This window comes from Nonomuraea sp. NPDC001831 (assembly GCF_042892035.1).
Classification (GTDB): domain Bacteria; phylum Actinomycetota; class Actinomycetes; order Streptosporangiales; family Streptosporangiaceae; genus Nonomuraea.
The window spans coordinates 526925-546976 of record NZ_JBIATU010000003.1 but is presented as its reverse complement, the minus strand read 5'-3'; the positions used below and the strand labels follow the sequence as shown (position 1 = coordinate 546976).

At 75.3% G+C, this 20052-nt stretch carries 10 protein-coding genes; 3 read left to right on the top strand and 7 right to left on the bottom strand.

The features are described 5' to 3' along the window. Window positions 1-232 precede the first annotated feature (232 nt). The gene (locus tag ACFYYW_RS13330) at window positions 233-862 is read left to right on the top strand and encodes a hypothetical protein (RefSeq protein WP_387648149.1); all 630 of its coding nucleotides are present in this window, start codon (window positions 233-235) and stop codon (window positions 860-862) included. Between the two features lie 3 nt (window positions 863-865). Here ACFYYW_RS13330 and kstD read toward each other — a convergent pair whose 3' ends face one another. From kstD to ACFYYW_RS13295, 7 genes are all read right to left on the bottom strand, one after another. After that, window positions 866-2623 carry a 3-oxosteroid 1-dehydrogenase gene (gene kstD, locus ACFYYW_RS13325; RefSeq protein ID WP_387648146.1) on the bottom strand — a complete coding sequence of 586 codons (1758 nt, stop codon included), beginning with the start codon at window positions 2621-2623 and terminating at the stop codon, window positions 866-868. Window positions 2624-2697: 74 nt separating this feature from the next. Beyond that, window positions 2698-3588, bottom strand: a complete 891-nt coding sequence (locus tag ACFYYW_RS13320; protein ID WP_364390878.1) for a YihY/virulence factor BrkB family protein — start codon at window positions 3586-3588, stop codon at window positions 2698-2700. 167 nt (window positions 3589-3755) lie between these two features. Then, the gene (locus ACFYYW_RS13315) at window positions 3756-7805 is read right to left on the bottom strand and encodes a S8 family serine peptidase (protein ID WP_387648142.1); all 4050 of its coding nucleotides are present in this window, start codon (window positions 7803-7805) and stop codon (window positions 3756-3758) included. A 164-nt stretch (window positions 7806-7969) separates the two neighbouring features. Continuing rightward, complete coding sequence (locus ACFYYW_RS13310; protein ID WP_387648139.1) at window positions 7970-8092, bottom strand: hypothetical protein; 123 nt, start codon at window positions 8090-8092, stop codon at window positions 7970-7972. A gap of 73 nt (window positions 8093-8165) precedes the next feature. After that, window positions 8166-11006 (bottom strand): ATP-binding protein, encoded by a 2841-nt coding sequence (locus ACFYYW_RS13305; RefSeq protein WP_387648136.1) that lies wholly within the window; start codon window positions 11004-11006, stop codon window positions 8166-8168. A gap of 78 nt (window positions 11007-11084) precedes the next feature. Then, the gene (locus ACFYYW_RS13300; protein ID WP_352326854.1) at window positions 11085-12296 is read right to left on the bottom strand and encodes a cytochrome P450; all 1212 of its coding nucleotides are present in this window, start codon (window positions 12294-12296) and stop codon (window positions 11085-11087) included. Window positions 12297-12328: 32 nt separating this feature from the next. Further along, the gene (locus tag ACFYYW_RS13295; protein ID WP_387648133.1) at window positions 12329-13924 is read right to left on the bottom strand and encodes an FAD-dependent oxidoreductase; all 1596 of its coding nucleotides are present in this window, start codon (window positions 13922-13924) and stop codon (window positions 12329-12331) included. A 339-nt stretch (window positions 13925-14263) separates the two neighbouring features. On the opposite strand from ACFYYW_RS13295, the gene ACFYYW_RS13290 reads away from it, so the two are divergent. Continuing rightward, window positions 14264-15163: a DUF4132 domain-containing protein gene (locus tag ACFYYW_RS13290; protein WP_387648130.1), complete on the top strand. Its 900-nt coding sequence runs from the start codon at window positions 14264-14266 to the stop codon at window positions 15161-15163. Next, a complete protein-coding gene (locus ACFYYW_RS13285) occupies window positions 15160-20019 on the top strand; it encodes a DNA-binding protein (protein ID WP_387648127.1) in 4860 nt (1619 codons plus the stop codon). Before ACFYYW_RS13290 ends, ACFYYW_RS13285 begins: the two co-directional genes overlap by 4 nt. The last annotated feature ends 33 nt before the right edge of the window (window positions 20020-20052 follow it).

Genomic DNA, 20052 nt, shown 5'->3' with positions numbered 1-20052 from the left:
CGGCGAGCCCCGGCCGGTCGCCGCGCGCCGCCGCGACCACGTGATCTCGACCGTCATCCTGACACTGTACGATCTCCGCTTGTTATCCGTGAACAGCTCGTCACGCTGAGCAGCCGCCCCGGTACGCGGCCGGCGCGACGGCCGGCCGGCCGCCGCGCCGCCGGTGTGCGGGGGTAAGGGTTGCAAGTCGGGAGCAATCCCTGCGCAAGGGGCGGGTCCTAACGTCGGGGGCGTGTCCAGACGACTGCTTCTCGGCGGCGCCGCCCTCGCGGCGACCGCCACGCTGACGCTCGGCCTCCCGGCCGCTCCCGCGCTCGCCGCCGCGCCCGCGCCCGGCAAGGTGGCGGGCAAGCTGTTCCGCGCGTGGCTGGCCGGCGACCGCGCCGCCGCGGCCGGGGTCGCCACCCCCGCCGCGGTGCGCACGATCTTCGGCTACGCCTACCGCGCGCCCGACCGGTTCGACGGCTGCTCGCGCGGCGTGTGCCGGTACGTGCACACCAGCGTGCGCGTGCCCGGCGGCCTCAACGGCATCGCGATGACCGTGACCGGCTCCAAGGTCACCAAGGTCTACCTGTCCCGGCACGTCGTGCGGCCGTCCGACGCGGCCGGTCACCTGTTCGCCGCCTGGAAGCGCGGCGACCGGTACGCCGCCCTGGAGGTCGGCGCCGAGGGCGCGGTGCGGACGCTGTTCCGGGTCACATACGACCCGCGCGGCGTCACCCACCACTTCCAGGGCTGCGCCGAGGAGCCGAAGGGCTACGCGTGCGCCTGGTCCTACGAGGGCGGCGCGATGTTCATGCACGTCCGCGGCTCCGCGGCGAGGGGCTACGACGTCCGGTCGATCAGCTACACGGCCGACTGACGGTCAGCCGCCGGCCAGGTCGTTCGCGGCCACGTAGCCGAAGGTCATGGCCGGTCCGATGGTCGAGCCCGAGCCCGCGTAGCTGTGGCCCATGACGGCGCCGCTGGCGTTCCCGGCGGCGTACAGGCCGGGGATCACCGAGCCGTCGGCGCGCAGGACGCGGGCGCGGGCGTCGGTGCGCAGGCCGCCCTTGGTGCCCAGGTCGCCAGGGACGATCTTGAAGGCGTAGAACGGCGGCAGCCAGAGCGGCGCCAGGCACGGGTTCGGCCGGACGTACGGGTCGGCGTAGTAGTGGTCGTAGGCGCTGTCGCCGCGGTGGAAGTCGGCGTCCCGCCCGGCCAGGGCGAACCCGTTGAAGCGGGTGACCGTGGCGCGCAGGGCGGCCTCCGGCACCCCGATCCTGCGGGCGAGCTGCTCGATCGTCGGGGCCCTGAACACGGCGCCGCTGTCGTACCAGGAGTCGGGGAAGGGCAGCAGCGGCGCGATGTCCTTGAACAGGTACTTGTTGCGGTACTGCTGGTCGATGATCAGCCAGGCGGGGATGTGCGGGTCGGACGGGGTGTTGCGGTCGTACATGACGTGCACGACGTCGCTGTAGGGCGCGGCCTCGTTGACGAAGCGCCGGCCGGCGCCGTTGACGATCACGCAGCCCGGCAGGGTCCGCTCGGCCAGGCAGAAGTACGGCTCGCCGGGCAGCGGGATCACCGGCCCCCACCAGGCGTCGTCCATCAGGTCCAGCGCGCCGCCGGCCTGCTCGCCGGCCTCGATGCCGTCGCCGGTGTTCTCCTTGGCGCCGACCGTCCAGCTCGTCCCGATGGGCTGGCGCTGGAACTCGGCCCGCATCGCCGCGCTGTGCTCGAACCCGCCCGATGCGACGATCACCCCGCGCCTGGCCCTGACCACCCCGGCCGGGGTGACGACGCCGGCGGCCCGGCCGCTCTCGACGTGCAGGCCGAGCAGCGGGGTGTTCAGCCACACCGGCACCCCGGCGGCCAGCAGCCCGGCGCGCAGCCCGGCGGCCAGCGCCTGGCCCATGGTCAGCGGCTTCTCGCCGCGCAGCGCCGCCTGCGTGCCCCGCAGCAGGCACGCCGCCGACACCTCCGCGCCCTTCGGGTTGACCAGGGCGAGCGTCAGCCACTTGTAGTCGGCGCTGAAGACGACCATGCCCGCCGGGGTCGCCATGTACGGCGGGTTCAGCCGGGCCAGCTCCGGGCCGAGGAGGTTGCCGTCGAACTGGTCGGGCTCGATGGACCGGCCGTTCGGCATCCCGCCGGGGAACTCCGGGTAGTAGTCGGAGTACCCCTCCATGAACCGGAAGCGCAGCGGGCTGTTGCGCGTCACGAACGAGATCATCTGCGGTCCCGCGTCCAGGAACGCCTGCTGCCGCGCGGCCGGGACGGTGTCGCCCACCACCCGCGCCAGGTACGCCGCCGCCTTGGCGGGCGTGTCCGGCACCCCGGCGGCCAGGATCACCTCGTTGCACGGGATCCAGATGCCCGCCCCCGACCGCGCCGCCGACCCGCCGAACGTCGGCGCCTTCTCCAGCACGACGGTGCTCAGGCCGCGCTTGGCGGCGGTGAGGGCGGCGGTCATCCCGGCGGCCCCGGAGCCGACCACCACCACGTCGTAGTCGGCCTCGGCGTAGGCCGGGTCCTGGCCGAGCGCCGCGCCGGTGACCAGGATCCCGCCCGCGACGAGCAGGGTACGGCGGCTGCGGCCGCGGGGGGTGAGGTCGTCGGAGGCCGGTGAGGCTGGTCGCATCGGTGATCCCTTCGACAGGGGAGAGCCGGTCGGCCCCCTCGCCGAAACGAGCATGCGCTTGGTTGGTTACCCTGTCAACGGGCCCGCCGCACGGCCAGATCCTTGACGTGGCCCGACGTGCCGGTCGCCGTCAGGGCGGTGGCGAACAGGATGAGCTGGTTGAGCACCTTCAGGAACAGCAGCATGCCCGCCGCGCCCGCCACCACCCGGTAGGCGGGATTGGCCGCGGTGAGGTTGACGTAGACCTGGCCGATCGTCTTGAGGATCTCCAGCCCGGCGGTGATCACCAGCGCCGGGCCGATCACGCGGCGCAGCGGCACCCGCAGCCGGGGCGGCGCGGTCAGCAGCGCCATCGCCAGCAGCGTGTTCACGCCGAGGCCGAGCACGATCCCGGCCGCGGTGAGCACCCACTGGGCCGGAAGGGCCTCGACGCCCACGGTGAGCACGGCCAGCCAGGTCAGCAGCCGCTCGGCGGCGAAGGCGACGGCCAGCGACAGGGCGAGCAGCATGCCGAGCCCGGCCATCACGCCCAGGTCGATGAGCTGGCGCAGGAAGAACCGCCCCGGATACTCCTCCAGCCCCCACATCGCCCGGGTGGCCGAGCGCAGGGTGTCCATCCAGAACAGCCCGGTCATCGGCAGCGCGACGAAGGCCACCGCGCCGGCCGTGCCCCCGGCCTCCCGTAACGCCTGGACGTCGAGGCGCGGGAAGTTCTCGCTCAGGTAGTGCTGGACCGTGGCGAGGACCGTCGGGTCGTCCATGACGTGGCCGAGGATGCCGAACGCCAGCAGGGCCAGGGCGAAGGTGGCGAAGAAGGAGTAGTAGGTCAGGGCCGCCGACAACCGGCCGCCGTCGGCCTTGTCGTAGCGCAGCACGGCGCGGGACAGGTGGTCGAGCCACCCGTGCCGGTCGCGGGCCCGCCGCCAGGCCGCCGCCGGGCCCTTGTCCCGTCCGGTGGCGTTCATGGCGCGGGGTTCCCTTCGCTTTCCGTCCCGGTGGCCGTACGCCGCCGGGTGCTCACCGTACCGCCATGAGCACACCGGCAGGGGAACGGCCCGCGCACCGCCGTACGTACTGCCGGGAAGCGGGGAGGAGACCGCGGCCGCCCACCAGGCGGCCGCGGTCACCGGGGTCAGCGGAGGTTGAAGGCGCGCAGGGTGGTCTGCCTGAGGCGGTTGCCCGCCGCGTCCCACGCCTCCACCTTCAGGCTCACCGCGCCCTTGGTGGCGCGGTAGGCCGGGTACGTCGCGCCGGCGGTGTAGACACCGTCCCGGCCCCGCCGGAGGTCGGCGGGCTGCCAGGTGGCGCCGTCGTCGGTGCTGGTCCACAGCCGCACGCCCGCGATCGCCGGCATCTTCGCCGCCGACGGCCCGTGATAGGCCTCCAGCTCGAACGTGTGCCTGCGCCCGGCCGCGACGGTGTTGCCGGCCGACAGGGTGTCACCGAGGTCGTAGCTGACGTAGACCGCGGGGGTGGTGCGGCACTGCTCGACCAGCCCGTCGACGAACCAGGCGTAGCAGTTGGCGCCCGGCCTGAGCTGCTCCTTGGACGGCGGCGCGGTGAACGTCCACTCGATGTCCGACAGGGCGTTCCTGGCCGTCAGCCGGTAGGCGCCCGGCTCCTTGGGCAGCGGGTAGCGCGGCAGCGTGTCGAAGCCCGGCAGCGGGGCGTTCGGCAGCTCCTTGCCGTCGCGGTACAGGTGCAGCTCGTACTGGGGGATCAGGTCGCCGAACGCGACGCCGTCGTCACGCCGGTCCCCGACCCCGTTGACCATGGACGGCGTCACCCACAGGTTGCCGTCGTGCACGCAGATCGCGCACGGCACGCCGATCACGAGCTGCTTGAGCGGGGGCGCGTCCGCGGGGCCGCCGAGCGCGTACAGCTTGTCGGAGGCCGTCGAGGCGCCCGGCGTGCTCGGGGTGGCGAACCACTTCTGGACGGTGGTGCCCGGCCGGTCGAACACCTCGTGCCGGTAGCGGGACTCCTGGACCTCCTCGCCGGGCGCGGACGTGACCAGCGCGGACAGGCCGGCCTCGCTCACGAGCTCGGGGTCCAGCGGCCAGATCCACTGCGTCCTGCGCTCGGGCAGCGGGGCCGACCACTGGAGGATGTTGGTGTTGGTCGTGGTGTAGGAGATGTCGTCGGTCCGCCACGAGGCCCGCCAGTTCATGTACTTCGTGTACGGCCCGGCGTGCACGTCGAGGTCGACCTGGTGGAGCCGGCGCTCGGTCACCTCGTACCGCATCGAGTCGGGGACGCGCCCGTCCACGGTCGGGCGGAACACGTACGAGTACGGCGTGTTCGGCGTGCCCTCGACCCGGACGGTCACCGCGCCCCGGCCGGCCTCCTCGCGGATCTTGCGGCCCTCGGCGTTGGAGACGTAGGCGACGGGGATGTTGACCGGCTGGAACGGGCCGCTGAACGGCTTCTGCGAGATGGGCAGCGGGATCGGGCAGGTGGCGGCCTTCTCGTTGAAGGCCAGGACGCCGGCGGCGCCCGCGTCCCTGATCGGGCCCACCCGCTCGATCTGCAGGCCGCACGCCACCCCGAAGATGCCCTCGGCGGGCTCGGCGTCGATCAGCACGAGCGCGCCGCGCAGGTCCTTGCCCGCGAGGTCCTCGGGACGGCCCTTGCCGGCGTCCACCACCCGCAGGTCCTTGGCGCCCTCGAACGGCACGTAGCCCGGGTGGATCTCGCCGCCGTCGATCGTGTGGACGCGGGTGACCGGATGCAGGGTCGTGCGCTTCGGCGTGCGCATGGTCATGGTGACCTCGGGCACGCCCAGCTCCCACTGGCCGGCGAAGCGGAAGCTGCCCTTGGTGACCTTCTTGGTCGGCAGCGCCCACACTTTCTCCCAGGCGCCGAGCGGGCGGTTGGACAGCAGCGTGCCGCCGAAGACCTTGCCGTTGGGCAGGGTGCGCTGGAAGAAGACGTCGTAGGTGTTGTTCAGCGGCTGGGCGGTCTTCGGCGCGCGGAAGCTGACCTCGGTGGCCTTGCGGGCGTCGAGGGTGATCTCCATGTCGCCGGTGACGGTCAGCTCGGGCTCGAACAGCCAGGCCCGGTTGGCGCGGTCGTCGGCGTCCACCCAGTCGAGCACCTGCAGCAGGCTGACGGTGCCGGCCGGGACGCGGCTCACCACCAGGCCCACGTCGTCGATGCGGTTGGGGCCGAGCTCGCCCTTGTTGCCGTCGACGTCCAGGACGCTCATGGCCGACGGGGTGCGCGGCTTGCCGTCCCGGTCGATGGTGCGGATGGTCAGGTCGTACTTGGGGACGTCCCGCACCGCGCCGAGCGGCGTGCTGAGCCGGACGCCGTCCGCCTCGGCCGTCACGGCCCCGCTGTAGATGCCGACGGGCAGCTCGGCCGGGTCGAGGGTGACGGTGGTGGCGGCGGTGCCGCCGGCGGGGACGGTCAGCGTCGCGTCGGCGAGGACCGGCTTCGCGGCGCCCATCGCCGCCTTCAGCGTGAGCGTGACGGGCCGGTCGCCGAGGTTGCGGTAGGAGATCTCGCCGGTCTTCGTCGCGCTGCCGGTCTCCAGCAGGCCGAAGTCCACGCCGCCGCTCGTCGCGAACACCTGCTGCCGGGTCGCGCGGTCCAGGTCCACCCGGCCGGCGCCCTGCTCGTAGACGGTGAAGCCGTCGTCCGTGGAGGTGGACATCAGGGCGGCCTTGAGCTGCTGGGCCGTCCAGTCCGGGTGCCGCTGCGCCATGATCGCGACCGCGCCGGCCACGTGCGGCGTGGCCATGGAGGTGCCGGAGGCGCCGGTGTAGTGGTCGTCCGCCGGGGAGCCCATGGAGGTGCCGGCCGCCCGCGCGGCCACGATGTCCACGCCGGGCGCGGCGATGTCCGGCTTGAGCCCGCCGCCGGGACGCGGCCCGCGGCTGGAGAACGCGGCGAGCTTGTCGCTCTTGTCCACGGCGGCCACGGTCAGCGCGGCGTCGGCCGCGCCGGGCATGCTGATCGTCTCGGCCTCGTACAGGTTGCCCGCGGCGACCACGAACAGCGTGCCGGTCTCGGCGGTCAGGTCATTCACGGCCTGGCTGAGCGGGTCGGTGCCGTCGCTGGGCGGGCCGCCGAGGCTCATGCTGACGGCCTTGGCGCCGCTGCGCGCGGCCCACTCCATGCCCTCGATGATCCACGACTCCTGGCCGGAGCCGGTGTTGTCGAGAACCTTGCCGACGACGAGCTGCGCGCCCGGGGCGACGCCCTTGAACCTGCCGCCCGAGGCCGCGCCGGTGCCGGCGATGGTCGAGGCGACGTGGGTGCCGTGCCCGTGCCCGTCCTGGACGGGCTGGTCGGGGACGAACGACTTGCTGTCGGCGATCCGGCCGGCCAGGTCGGGGTGGCCGGTGTCGGCGCCGGTGTCCAGGACGGCGATCTTCACGCCGGTCCCGTCCTGACCGCGTTCCCACGCCTTGGGGGCGCCGATCTGCGGGACGCTGACGTCCAGGTCGGCCTTGACCTTGGCGTCCAGCCACAGCTTGGCGATGCCGCCGCGCAGCGCGCCGGGCGACTTGGCCAGGCCCTCGCCGGCGGGCCGTGCGCCGCGCACGGCCTCCCAGAACGCGCCCGCCTCGGCCTTGGTGACGTCGAGGGCGGAGGCGTGGATGCTCTCCAGCGTCCGGGTGGGCTCGCTGGCGGGGACGGCGGCGGCCGAGCGCCTGACCGCGGCCTCGGCCTGGTCGCCGGGGTACTGCACGATGACCGGCAGCCGCTTGGCCACCTCGTCGGAGTAGCCGTTCTCGGCCAGGTACTTGACGTCGAACAGCCGCCTGTCCACCAGCCCGGCCTGGACGGCGGAGACCGCGTCGTCCGGCAGCACGAAGACGCCGTCCGGGGTGAACTGGGTGAACAGGTTGATGCGGCGGCCGTCCTGGCGGGTGCCGGGGGCCGGCTCGACGCGGTAGCGGCCGGCGGCGTTCCGGGTGAGCTGGACCTTGTCACCCGTGATCAGCGTGACGACGACCTTCTGGGCGCGCACCCCGGACAGGGTGACGTCCTTGGCGGCCTGCGCGGGCGCTGCGGGCGCGGTGGGCGCTGTGGGGGCGGCGGGGGCGCCGGGGGCGGGGGTGTCCGGTGTCGCGGCGGTCGCCGGTCCGGCGGTCAGCACGCCGGCGAGCGCGGTGACCGCGGTCAGCAGGACGCCTGTCCGGCGCGCCAGCGGGGGGCGGGGCAGTGCCATGGTGGCCTTTCTGGCGGGGGAGGGGTTCGGACGGCCGCGGGCTCATGGCCCGGCAGGAGGAACCGTCCGCAAGGGTGCGGACGGGGTCATGGCCGTCCGGGAGGGGTCAGACGGGTTCGAAGCCGTCAGGAAGGGGCAGACGGGTGCGAAGCCGTCAGGAAGGGTCAGACGGGTTCGAAGCCGTCCGGCGGGCGGGGGGGCTCCGGGGTCTCCTCGTGCGGGGAGGGGACGTCGGGGGCCGGGTCGTCCGGGTCCGGCCGGTCGGGGTCGTGGATGGTGTGGGACATGCCGAAAGTGTCGTGGCAGACGTAGGGGGTGGGGTATGGGGTGCTCTATGGGGAAAAATCCCCATCTTGGGGGTTAGTCGCTGGGGAGGAGGTGGCGGGCCAGCTCCGTCCGCGACCGCGCCCCCACCTTGCGCATGGCCGCGCTGACGTGCTTGTCCACCGTCTTCGGCGACAGGAACAGCTCCCTGGCGATCTCCTGGTTGGTCAGCCCCTCGGCCGCCAGCCGGGCCACCTGCTCCTGCCGGGCCGACAGGGCGTGGTCGTTCCCCGCCTGCGCGGGCGCGCTCTGCGCCGCCGGGCGGACGCCCCACCTGCGGCCCAGCCCGGTCGCGCGGTCGAGGTCCCAGCGCGCCCCGAGGTCGGCGTACACCGCGACGGCCCGGCCGAGCCGGACGGCGGCCTCGGGGTCGTCGAGGGCGAACAGGCAGGCCGCGGCCTGCTCGCTCGCCTGCGCGGCCTCGTACCGCGCCGGGACCGTCTCGTAGGCGTCGGCGGCGGCCGTGAACTCGGCCGCGGCCCGCGCCCACTGCTCGTCGGCGGCTGCCAGCAGGCCGCGGGCCTGCGCGAGCGCGGGCCCGGCCAGCGGCGCGTCGCGCCCGGCCAGCCGGGCGGCGTGCCGCGCGACGACGTCGGCGGCCTCCCCGGGACGGCCCGCCACGAGCAGCGCCTCGGTCAGCGCGGGCAGCGCGCGGACCGCCACCGGCCACAACTCGCTCGCCTCCCAGTGACGGCCCGCCTCGACGGCCGCCTCGATCGCCGCCGCCGGCTCGCCCCGCGCCGCGCTCAGCCGCAGCGACATCGCCAGCGGCAGCACCAGGTCGTCGTACTGCCCCCGGGTACGGGCCTCGGCCGCGGCGTCGAGCAGCGACGGCAGCGCGGCCTCCTGGCGGCCCTGCACCACGGCCAGGCAGGCGGTCACGATGTCGACGAGGATGCGCTCGTGCGGCTCGTCGCCGAACTGGTCGCGCAGCTCCTGGAGCCTGGCCGGCAGGCCCTGCCAGGAGCCCTCGAAGTAGTCGGCCGCGGCCAGGTTCACCAGGCAGCGCAGTTCCAGCCGCTCGCGCAGGTCGGGCTCGGCGCCCTCCTCGACCGCCGCGGTCAGCAGGCGGCGGCCCCGCCGGTGGTGCCCGCTGAACAGGGCCGCGCCCCCGATGGAGCGGTAGGCGTTGACCTCGCGGCGCAGCAGCGGCCGTCCGCCGGTCTCCCGCAGCAGGTCGTCGGCGAGCACGGCCCAGCGCGGGTCGCCCATCACCACGAAGATCATCGCGATCTTGCCGAGCACCAGCATCCGCATGGCCGGGTCGGCGACCGCGGGCAGGGTCGCGAGCGCCCGCTCCAGCCACTGCCTGCTCTCCTCCGGCGGCAGGCCGCTGGGCGGGCGGCCGACCCCCGCCATGGCCCACGCCGCCAGGCCCGGCTCGCCGGCCAGGTCGTCGGCGGCCCGCGCGAACGCCTCGCCGATGCGGGCGCCGTCGGTGCGGGTGCGTTCCAGGTGCAGCGCGAGCAGCAGGCGCAGGTGGCCGCGCACCGGGGGCGGCACGTCCTGCTCCAGCGCGCCGGTGAGCAGGTCGGCGACCGGCGGCGGGCGCAGCAGCTCCAGCGCGGCCCAGCCCAGCTTCACCGTCAGCTCGGCCCGCCGGGCGGCGGGCAGGTCGGCGCCGCGCAGGACGTCCTCCAGCAGGCGGGCGGCCTCGGCGTCGTCGCCCAGCCGGGACGCCTGCTCGGCCGCCTCGATCGCGGCCGTCACCCACTGCCCGGCCCGGCCGGCCTGGCGCAGGTGGTGGGCCAGCCGGCCCAGCGGCACCGGGCGCAGCTCGCGTACGGTGTCGGCGGCGGCGGCGTGCAGGGCCTGCCGGCGGCCGAGCGGGATCGCCTCGTAGACCGCCTGCGCCGCCAGCACGTGGCGGAACCCGACCAGGCCGCCGGTGTCGGCGAACAGCCCGGAGCCGAGCACCTCGTCGATCGCCCCGACGTCGGGCCCCGACAGCAGGGCGACCGGCACCGGGAGCTGCAGCACGGCGGCCCGCTCGGCCACCTCCTTGGCGCCGGGGGAGAGCCGGGCCACCCGTTCCTGCACCGAGGCGCGCACGCCGCTCGGCACGTCCAGCTCCTCCAGCGCCCGCCGCGCCCAGCCGCCCTCCCACCGGATCAGCGTGCCGCGGTCGCGCAGCAGCGCCAGCAGCTCCTGCACGGCCAGCGGCAGGCCGGACGCCCGCCCGCACAGGTGCTCGGCGAACGCGGCCGTCACCTCCTCGGCCCCGAGGATCGCCGAGGCCATCACCCGGGTCTGGGCGGCGTCGAGCGGCGGCAGCACCAGGTGCTCGGCCGTGATCGTGTCGGGGGCGCGGGCCGTGATCGCCCGCACCGCCCCGGACGCCTCCTCGCTGCGGTACGTCAGCACCACCCGCAACGCGCCGGGCAGCACCGGCAGCACGGACATCAGGTACGTCAGGAACTCGACCGTCTGCCCGTCGGCCCAGTGCAGGTCCTCCACCGCCAGGACGGCGGGGCCGAGCGCGGTCAGCACCTCGGCGAGCCCGCGGAAGACGCGGTGGCGCTCGGCCGCCCGGTCGTCGAGCGGCGGCGGCGTCTCCGGCAGCACCCCGGCCAGCTCGGGCAGCAGCTCGCGCAGCGCCCCGGCGACCGGCGACAGCGCAGCGCCGGCCAGCTCGGCCGCCCGTCCGCGTAACGCCTCGACGACGGGACCCAGCGGGAACGGCTCCCTGATCTGCACGCAGGCCCCGCTCAGCACCCGCAGGCCCGCCACCGCGGGACCGCCGAGCAGCTCGGCCGTCAGCCTGGACTTGCCGATGCCGGCCTCGCCCTCGACGACGGCCACGGCGGGCGCCCCGGCGACCAGCGCGACGAGCCGGGCGAGCTCCTTCTCCCGCCCAACCAGAACAGGAGACACCACCCGCCCAGCACGCACCCGCTCATTCAACTGCACACGAAGTCACAGATCAACGTCACGACCCGGCGGAACGCGGCCGGGTCAGGCGGGGGCGATGCCGTCGTAGTCGATCAGGAGGTGGCGGGGGCCGCGCAGCACCGGGCTGGGGCGGTACGGCGGCGGGTCGGCGACCAGCCGCGGATTCCGCACCCGGCGCACCAGCTCGCCCAGCACGACCTGCGCCTCCAGCCGGGCCAGCGGCGCGCCGAAGCAGTAGTGGACGCCGCCCCCGAACCCCAGGTGCTCGTTCGGCCGGCGGCACGGGTCGAACCGGTCGGGCTCGCGCACGTGGGCCGGGTCGCGGCTGCCCGCCGCCAGCGCCAGCACGACGGGCGAGCCCGCCGGGATGGTCACGCCGCCGACGACCACGTCGTCGAGGGTGACCCGGGAGGAGACGAGCTGCACGGGCGGCTCGAAGCGCAGCAGCTCCTCGACCGTGGTGATGACGAGGTCGGGGTCGGCGCGCAGGCGTTCCAGCAGCATGGGGTCGCGCAGCACGGTGAGCATGCCGTTGGCGATGAGGTTGATCGTGGTCTCGTGCCCGGCGATGAGCAGCAGCAGGGACGTGGCGACGACCTCCTCCGGCGTCATGCGGCCGTCCGGGCCCTCGTAGGTGACGAACCCGGACAACATGTCGTCGCCCGGCTCCTGCCGCCGCGCCTCGGCCAGCCCGGCGAGGTAGCGTTCCAGGTTCTGCGACACCGCCTGGCGCTCGCGGGCCCGCTCGGCGCGGTTCTCCTCGCCCGGCCCGAGCGTCTCGACGATCTGGTCGGCCCAGGCGTGGAACTGCTGCTCGTCCTCGGCCGGCACGCCGAGCAGCCGGCAGATGACGGCGATCGGCAGCGGGTAGGCGACCTCGTCCACGACGTCGGCCCGGTTCTTGCCGGCCAGGGCGTCGATCAGCTCGGTGGTGGTGGCCAGCATCATCGGGCGCAGGCCGTCCACCACGCCCGGCGAGTGCGGCGGGCCGAAGTGGCGCATGGTCAGGCGGCGCAGCCGGTCGTGCTCGGGCGGGTCGAGCCTGATGAAGGCGGGCGCGTGCTCCGGCTCCTCCGGCGCGTCGGCCAGATTGCGCCGGTCGGAGCTGACCCGCGGGTCGTGCAGCAGCTCGACGATCTCCCGGTACGTGCTGACGACGTACGAGCCGTCCGCCAGCCGCGTCACCGGGTTGCGGCGCAGCTCCCCGAGGAACGGGTAGGGGTCGGCGCGGCCGGCCGGGTCGAGGATGCGCTGCATGGCGGCGTCCGAGGTCATCTCCTGCACTCCTGTCCTTGGTTCCTGCCGGGTCAGCTCTGCGGCGCGTGCAGCAGCGAGGCGCGCCGCTCGGCCGGGTCGTGGCCGGTCACCACGACCGTCGCCCCCTCGGCCGCGACCAGCCGCTCGGGCACCCGGGCCGGCACGGGCCGCGCCTCACCCCGCATGTCCACGTGCCGGAAGGCGGGCGGGAAGGGCGTCGCCCGCTCGATCAGCCGCTGGTAGAACTCCAGCCACATGCCCTGGTCGAAGGTGACCGCGGCGGTGATCCGGCCCTTGTAGCCGTAGACGGCGACGAAGCGGCGCTCGTCCGTCGAGCCCTGGGTGACGACGAGCTCGTCGGCGAAGGTGGGCACGCCCACCGACTTGATGTTGACCCCGAACTGGCTGGACCAGAACACCGGCACCGACAGGTGCGGCCAGCGGTGGGTCTGGTCGCTGACCATGTTGTGGGCCGCGATCTCGGCCTGGGTGACGGCGTTCCCCCAGTGCTCCAGCGTCATGAACTGGTACTGGTACAGCGGGTGCGGGAAGCGGGCGATGTCGCCGGCGACGAAGACGTCGTCGGTCACCAGGCCGTTGGTGTCCACGGCGCGGCAGCCGGCGTCGCAGGCCACGCCCCACACGCCGGCGGCCAGCCCCGAGTCGAGCAGCCACTCGACGTTGCGCACCGAGCCGAGCGCGACGACGGCGACCTCGGCCTCGATGGTGCTGCCGTCCGACAGATGGGCGGCGCGCAGCCGCCCCTGCCCGTCGCCCTCCAGCGAGGTGACCGTGGTGCCGCACCGCAGGTCCACGCCGTGCTCGCGGTGGAGCTGCGCGGCGACGTCGCCGATCACGCCGCCGAGGGCGTTGACGAGCGGGGCCGGGCCGCGTTCGACGACCGTCACGGGCAGGTCCAGCTCGCGGCAGACCGAGGCGATCTCGCTGCCGGTGAACCCGGCGCCCAGGATGAGCACCCGGTTGGGGCGGGCGGCCAGCGCCTCCCGCAGGCCGGCGGCGTCCCGCATCGAGCGCAGCGTGTGGACGCCCGCCAGCCGGGCCTCCTCCTCGTGCGGCCAGGGCCGGGCGCGGGTGCCGGTGGCCAGCAGCACCCGGTCGAAACCCACCTCGCGGCCGTCGGCCAGCAGGACGCGCTTGCCGGCCACGTCCAGGCCGGTCGCCCGGGTGCCCCACAACCAGTCGGCCTCGACCTCGCGCAGGTGGGGCAGCATGACGTGGTCGGGGGCCACCTGCCCCATGAGCACCTGCTTGGACAGCGGCGGCCGGTCGTACGGCTCGGCGGGCTCGTCGCCGATCACCGTCAGCGACCCGGTGAAGCCCTCCCGCCTGAGCACGCCGGCGGCCCGCGCCCCGGCCAGGGACGCGCCGACGATGACGATGCGGCCGTCGGTCATCCCGCGCGCCGGCGGGCCGGGCGGCTCGGGCGTGAGCCGGGTGGCCGTCCAGTCGAGGTGGATGGCCTGGACGGGGCAGGCCGCCGCCGCGCGCAGCACGTGCTCGCGCCGCTCGTCGGCGGGGTCGAGGTCGTACAGCAGGGACTCCTCGCGCATGGTGAAGACGTCGGGTGCGAGGAAGGCGCACTGGCCGTACCCCTGGCAACGCGTCAGATCGACGACGACTTTCACCGGCCATCCCCCCGTCGAGCGAGCCGCGCGTCCGCTCCCCGGTCGGCGCCCCCGGCCCGGAATGGCCTACCCCCGCCGCCCGCGCCCGTAGCCTGCGCGCGGCGATCCTGCCCTGCTCTTTAGGCGGTGCGGACGGTCCTTAGGCGGTAGGCACGCAAATCACCGCATCCCCGATCCCCGGGGAGACCCGGCGCCGTAACCGGGCCGTCGGGCAGTCGGGCCGTCGGGCAGTCGGGCAGTCGGTAGGCATTTGTCAGTGATCGCCGATAACGTTCCGCGCAACGTGGCGGCGGGAGATCCGCGCCGCGACACATCCCCATGGCCTGACGGCATGGCCGCATGCCATGGCGGCACGAGGAGAGGCGGCGGCAATTGGGTTGGCTGGCGGCGGGCGACGCGTACGAGGTCGCCCTGATAGAGGGCCGGGTCACGGCCAGGGCCACGTCCGGCCGCTCGGCCGGGCGGCAGCTGAAGACGCTGCCGAAGGCGGTGCGCGAGCACCCCGAGGCGGACCGGCTGCGCCGCTTCGCCGAATGGCTCGACCGGCACGCCGCGTCCTGCGTGGCGCAGGTGGACGCCTGGATGGTGTCCTCGCTGCCCGTCCCGACCGAGCTGATCGCCCGGGTGTGGCCGGACGAGGCGTGGCAGACGGCGCTGCGTGACGTGGCGGTCGTCGGCGACGACCCCGACGAGGTGGGCTTCCTGCGCGACGCGACCGCCTCCGGCGAGCTGCGCATGGTCAACCTCGACGGCGAGACCGTCAGGCTGGCCCCGCGCACGGTGACGCTGCCGCACCCGGTGCTCCTGCCCGACCTCGACGACCTGCGCGAGTTCGCCGCCGAGCTGGGCATCACGCAGAAGGTCGAGCAGATCCACCGGGCCATCTGGCGCAAGCCCGCCGACCAGGGCGAAGGGGTGCGCCAGGTGAAGGACTTCGCGGGCGGCACGTACGCCTCCAGGTTCGGCGTGGCGGCCCGCGCCACCCAGCTCGGCTACCGCGTCTCCGGCGGCTTCGCCACCTGCCAGGTGCGCGACGCCGGCCGGCTCACCGAGGCCGCCGTCTGGATCGGCGAGCCCTACTGGGACAGCGAGACGTCCACGGGCGATCTCACCTGGCGCGACCAGGACGGCAGGACGCTCACGCTGCGCGAGGTCGGTCCGGTCGCCTGGTCGGAAGGCATGAGGATGGCCGCCGCGCTGCACGCCGGCCGCCAGGTCGAAGAGGGGAAGGGCGCATGACCGGCATCTCGCGGAACGCCGAGGCACAGGAACTGCTCGACGCCGGCGCGGTGCTGCCGCCCGGCACCGAGGGCGCGGGGGAGCGGGCCGTGCCGCTGGTCGCCCGCGCCTACCGGCACCCCGGCCTCGACGACCGGGTGATCGTCCGCCTGGTCACCGAGGAGCTGAGCGCCGCCGAGGACGCGGTGGGCGGCTTCCTCGGCCTGGTCCCCGAGGGCGAGGCCGCGGTGGTCGGCCTGGGCCTGCGGCGCTCGCTCGGCTTCCCCGAATGGGTGCTGGTCCACCACCCGCAGGACGGGCACCACGCCCTGGCCGTCGTGCCGGAGCTGGAGCGCGTCGCCCGGCAGGCCAGGACCAAGCCCAAGATGGCGCTCGACGCCTACCAGCGCCTGGCCGGGCAGCTCGCCGCGGCCGTCCCGCACTTCCTGCCGACCTTCTACGAGCAGGCCGCCCGCGTGTTCGCCGCGGCCGACAACGCCCAGTACGCAGGGCAGCTGTTCTCCGCCGCCCGCCGGGCCGAGGCCCAGCACGGCCTCGCCGTGGACGACGACCGGCTCGACGCGGTGTTCCTGGAGTTCGCGCTGGCCGGGGCGCTGCCGGTCAAGGCGCTGTCCGGGTACGCCAAGGAGCTGACCGCCCGCCTGCCCGCCGAGGAGGCGCTGAACAGGTACGCGCGGCTGTGCGTGCGCAGGACCGCCGGCGGCCTCGCCCCCTCCGCGCAGATGGCCGCCGACATCCGCAGGCTCGCCAGAGCCGCCGGCGTGGACGCCGCGGCGGCCGAGCAGGACTACCTGGCCGAGGTGCTGGCGCTGCCGGCCGCCATGCAGGCCCCGACCGGCTGGTGGAAGTCCCACGCCCCGGCCGTCGCGGCGCTGGCCAGGCAGCGGCCCGAGCTGCGGGGCACGCTGCTGAACGTCATCCCCGACAGCCGCGACCGGGAGCTGCCGGGCATCTGGCTCGACATCCTGCAGAGCGCGGGCGCGACCGCCGGCCTGCACACCGACGTGCCCGAGCCGGAACGCTCGGCCGACGGCGCCGCCGGCTGGCTGCGCAGGTTCCTCGCCGCGCGGCAGCGGGCCTGGGGCGTCGCGCCGCACCTGCCCGCGCTGCACGCCCTGATCGAGCGCATGGCCGACCGGCTGCGCGCCGAGCTGACCGCGACCGGCGAGACGATCGCGGTCGACGACGACGCCGACCTGATCGACCTGCTGCTCGCCCTCGGCATCCCCCTGGCCGACCCCGGCCCCGGCGCCCGGCTCCGGCTGACGCACTGGGCGGAGCAGGACGACCGGCGCGACCTGCTCGCCCTGGCCGCCGACGGCCGCTTCCACACCGCCTTCCGGCACGGCGCCGACTACCTCGACGCCGACGACGCCGGCCGGGCCACCGTCCGCGCCCTGGCCGCCTCGCCGGGCGGGCGTCCGCTGCTGACCGAGTGGGTACGCCTGGTCGCCCGCCGTTCGGCCGCCGCCGGCCTGCCCAACCTGCCCGACGCCCTGCGCCGCCTGTCCTGGCTGCCCGGCGAGGCCCTGGCCCTGGCCGAGGACGAGGTGCGCCAGGCGGTGACCGACGCCGACGTGGCCGGGGTGCTGGCCCGCTCCCTGCGCTCCGGCGTCATCGACGAGCTGGGCTGGCCCGCCTTCGAGCAGGCCGCCACCGAGCTCGTGCCGGAGAAGGACATCGACGACCTCGTCGTCTGCGACGCCTGGCCCCATCTGGTCGTCGCGGGCACCGCGCAGGCCCGGGTGCTCTCGGCCGACGGCGTCCTGCTCACCCACGATCTGCGCGTCCCCAGGGACGACACCTGGAGCGATCCCGGCTTCCACTACGTGGACGGCGAGCTGCTCGTCTACTGGGACTCCCGCGACCGCGCCAACGGCCTGCGCGGCTACTGGCACACCTCCGCCGACCGGGTGCGCGACCTGGACGGGACGGACCGGAGCCGGGGCACGCGGCTGGACTACTACCAGGGCGACGACCCGGTCAGCCTGGCCGTCCCCGGCGGCGGCCGCACCACCGGGTACGGCGTGCTGCACGCCGGTGACACGGCCGTCCCCGACGAGCGGCACCTGCTCACCGACGGCACGTCGTTCTGGACGTGGATCTGGTCGGGGTCGGAGCACGACAGCGGCTGGTACGAGTTCGACCCCGCGGGCGGCGGCGTCGGCAGGAAGTCGCTGCCCGGCTTCCTCTCCGGCATCCCGGACGTCCGTCCCGGCGAGGGCTGGCTGCTGCCCGCGCCCTCCGACGAGCCCACCCCGGTCGGCGCCCCCGTGGCCGGCCTGTACGGCCTGCGCGTGGCCGAGCTGCCCGACGGTTCCCACCGCGCCGAGGACCTGTCCGGCATCTCGGTGACGCTGCCGCCGGGCGCCGGAGTGCCGGTGCGGGTGCTGACGTTCCCGGGCGCGGACCGGGCCTGCGCCGTCGTGCGCGGCAGCTACCGGATCAGCCTCGTGGGCGCCGACGGCGTCGTCCTGGCCGAGTACCGGACCGACGCCAAGCCGGGCGCCTTCGGCGCGGGCACGCCCATCCTGCCGCCCGAGCGCTACTGGTACTGCCTGCGCCCCCGCGACCTCGAAGGCTCGGCGGCGCTGCGCCGCGCGGATCGCGAGACCGCCGCGGCCCTGCTCGAAGCGGCCGCGTCCCAGGGCGCCGACCTGGCGGCGGCCGTCCGGGCGCTGCTGCCGGGCATCACCCACCAGGCGCTGGTCAAGGGCGTGGCCGGGATCGTCGGCTTCGCCGCCAACCAGCAGGACGCGGTGCGCACCGTCGTGGCCAACCTCAACCGCGCGCTGGCCGGCGACCCGGCCGCCGAGCGGGGGCCGTCCGGGCCTGCCGACCAGCTGCTGGACGAGGCGCTCAACGGCATCGGCGACGGCCGCGGCTACCACCGCCACAACGCCGACGCCGCCGTCCAGCAGATCCGCGCGGTCGGCCGGGCCGTCACCGCCGGGCAGGACCGCCCGCAGGTGGCCAACCACCTCCGCCTGCCCGGACTGCCCGCCTCCGGCCTGCGGTGGGAGCGCCTGCTCGACCACTGCGCCGCCGTGGCGTACCGGTGTGCGGCGCCGACCACCCCGGCCGAGCACCGGGACGCGCTGGGCGTGCTGCTGGACGAGCTGCGCGACGGCGGCCTGCCGGTCGCGGCCGGCGCGTCCCGCTGGCGCCGCATGACGGTGACGCTCAGGCACGAGCACCTGGTGGGCGCGGACGGCGCCCCGGCGGACGGCTCGCTCTCGGGCGTGCTGCCGCTGGGCGGCGGCGCGTTCGTCGCCTTCCTCGACCTGCGGGAGACCGACGTCGACGGCCTCGAATGGACGGCGCTGTGCCACGACCCCGCCGGGGCGTTCGAGGTGCCCGCGCCCTACACCGTCCGCGACACCTCGCCCGTCGGCGGGGACCGGGAGGCGAGTTGGCTCGCGGCGTTCCTCGCCGAGCTGGCCGCGCGCGGCCCGGCCCCCTGGCACGACGCCGCCGCCGAGGAGTTCGCCCGGCTCACCGGGGTCTCCCGGACCGCCGCGCGGCTGGTCGTGGCCGGGTTCCCGCAGGTGGACACCTACGAGCGGACCTTCCTCGACAAGGAGGCCCGCGCGACGATCGGTGTGAAGGTGGCCGAGGCCGCCGTCGCCAAGGACGAGCTGCGCGCCCTCGGCGCCGGCGTGCGGCGGGCCGTCACGGCGGCGCTGCTGCCCGCCGACCCGGCCCGCCTGTGGACCGACGGCCCCGACGCGGCCGCCGCCGCGCGGGTGTGGAACGAGCGCGTCGGGCGGCGGCTCGCCCTGCCCGAATGGCTGCTCGGCGAGGCCGCCCGCGCGCTGCGCACCGTCGGGGACGACCCGGCGCACGCCCTGCGCGCGGTGCTCGACCCCGCCGCCGCTCCCGAGCTGAGCGTGGACCTGGAGTGGGAGGTGCGCGGCGACCGCGTCCACCCCGTCGGCCAGGGCACCGGGTTCGGCGGGCGGTCGCTGGTCACGGCCGTCGCCACGGCCGCGTGGCTGGCCCACCGGCTGCCGGCCGGGGATCCGCTGCGCGCCGCGCTGCCCGCCGCCCTGTCGGCGGTCCGCGACCGGCTCGCCCACCCCGGGCTGCTGATCGACCTCGACGAGTACGTCGGCCTGCCCGCGTTCAAGAAGGTCGCGGGCACGCCGACCGAGGTCGGCGACGGCTACGAGCGGTACGGCGCGGTCGTCATGGCCACCTACGACAGCCAGCCCTCGCCCGCGCTCCGCCCCCACCTGCTCGACCCGGCCGGCGACGACCCCTACCTGCGGGCCCTGATCGGGCTCAACGGCTCCTTCCCCGCCGTGTCCGCGCTGCGCACCGCCCTCGACCCGCGCTTCGCGGCGCTGCTGGCCGACCCCGGCGACCCCGCCCAGGGCGCCCGGGACGCCGACGGCACCTGGTGGCCGCAGGACCCGACCCGCTCGGTGCCCGACCTGGTGGTGGACGTCGCCAAGGCGCACGGCCTCGGCGAGGACGCCGCCGCCGTCTACCTGATGCTGCTGGCCATGCCCGACCCCACCGACCGCAACACCGCCCGGTGGACCGGCTGGAAGCCGGCCAGGCTCAAGGCCGCGCGGGCCGAGCTGGCCCGCACCGACCTGGTCGTCCAGGCCGTGCGCGCCCGTGCCGGACGCTCGTTGTTCCTGACCGGCGGCTGGTCGGAGGAGCGCACGCCGCGGCTCCCGCTGGAGCAGTGGAAACTCCCGATGTTCAGCCCGGACGCGGGCCTCGGCGGCCTCATCGTGCCCGGCGAACCCGCGGCCGACCTGTACGCCAGGGCCTGGCGGCGCGTCCAGGACGGCGACGTGCCCCGGTTCGGGCAGCTCGACGTCAAACGCGGCCGCCGCCGCTGACCCCTGTCATCACCACACGAAGGACACGAAACC

What these genes read in the sequence shown, in the direction of transcription:
- kstD (WP_387648146.1), bottom strand. Translation starts at nt 2,623, where the DNA reads ATGCGACCAGCCTCACCGGCCTCCGACGACCTCACCCCCCGCGGCCGC.
- ACFYYW_RS13320 (WP_364390878.1), bottom strand. Translation starts at nt 3,588, where the DNA reads ATGAACGCCACCGGACGGGACAAGGGCCCGGCGGCGGCCTGGCGGCGG.
- ACFYYW_RS13315 (WP_387648142.1), bottom strand. Translation starts at nt 7,805, where the DNA reads ATGGCACTGCCCCGCCCCCCGCTGGCGCGCCGGACAGGCGTCCTGCTG.
- ACFYYW_RS13310 (WP_387648139.1), bottom strand. Translation starts at nt 8,092, where the DNA reads ATGTCCCACACCATCCACGACCCCGACCGGCCGGACCCGGACGACCCG.
- ACFYYW_RS13300 (WP_352326854.1), bottom strand. Translation starts at nt 12,296, where the DNA reads ATGACCTCGGACGCCGCCATGCAGCGCATCCTCGACCCGGCCGGCCGC.
- ACFYYW_RS13290 (WP_387648130.1), top strand. Translation starts at nt 14,264, where the DNA reads ATGCCATGGCGGCACGAGGAGAGGCGGCGGCAATTGGGTTGGCTGGCG.
- ACFYYW_RS13285 (WP_387648127.1), top strand. Translation starts at nt 15,160, where the DNA reads ATGACCGGCATCTCGCGGAACGCCGAGGCACAGGAACTGCTCGACGCC.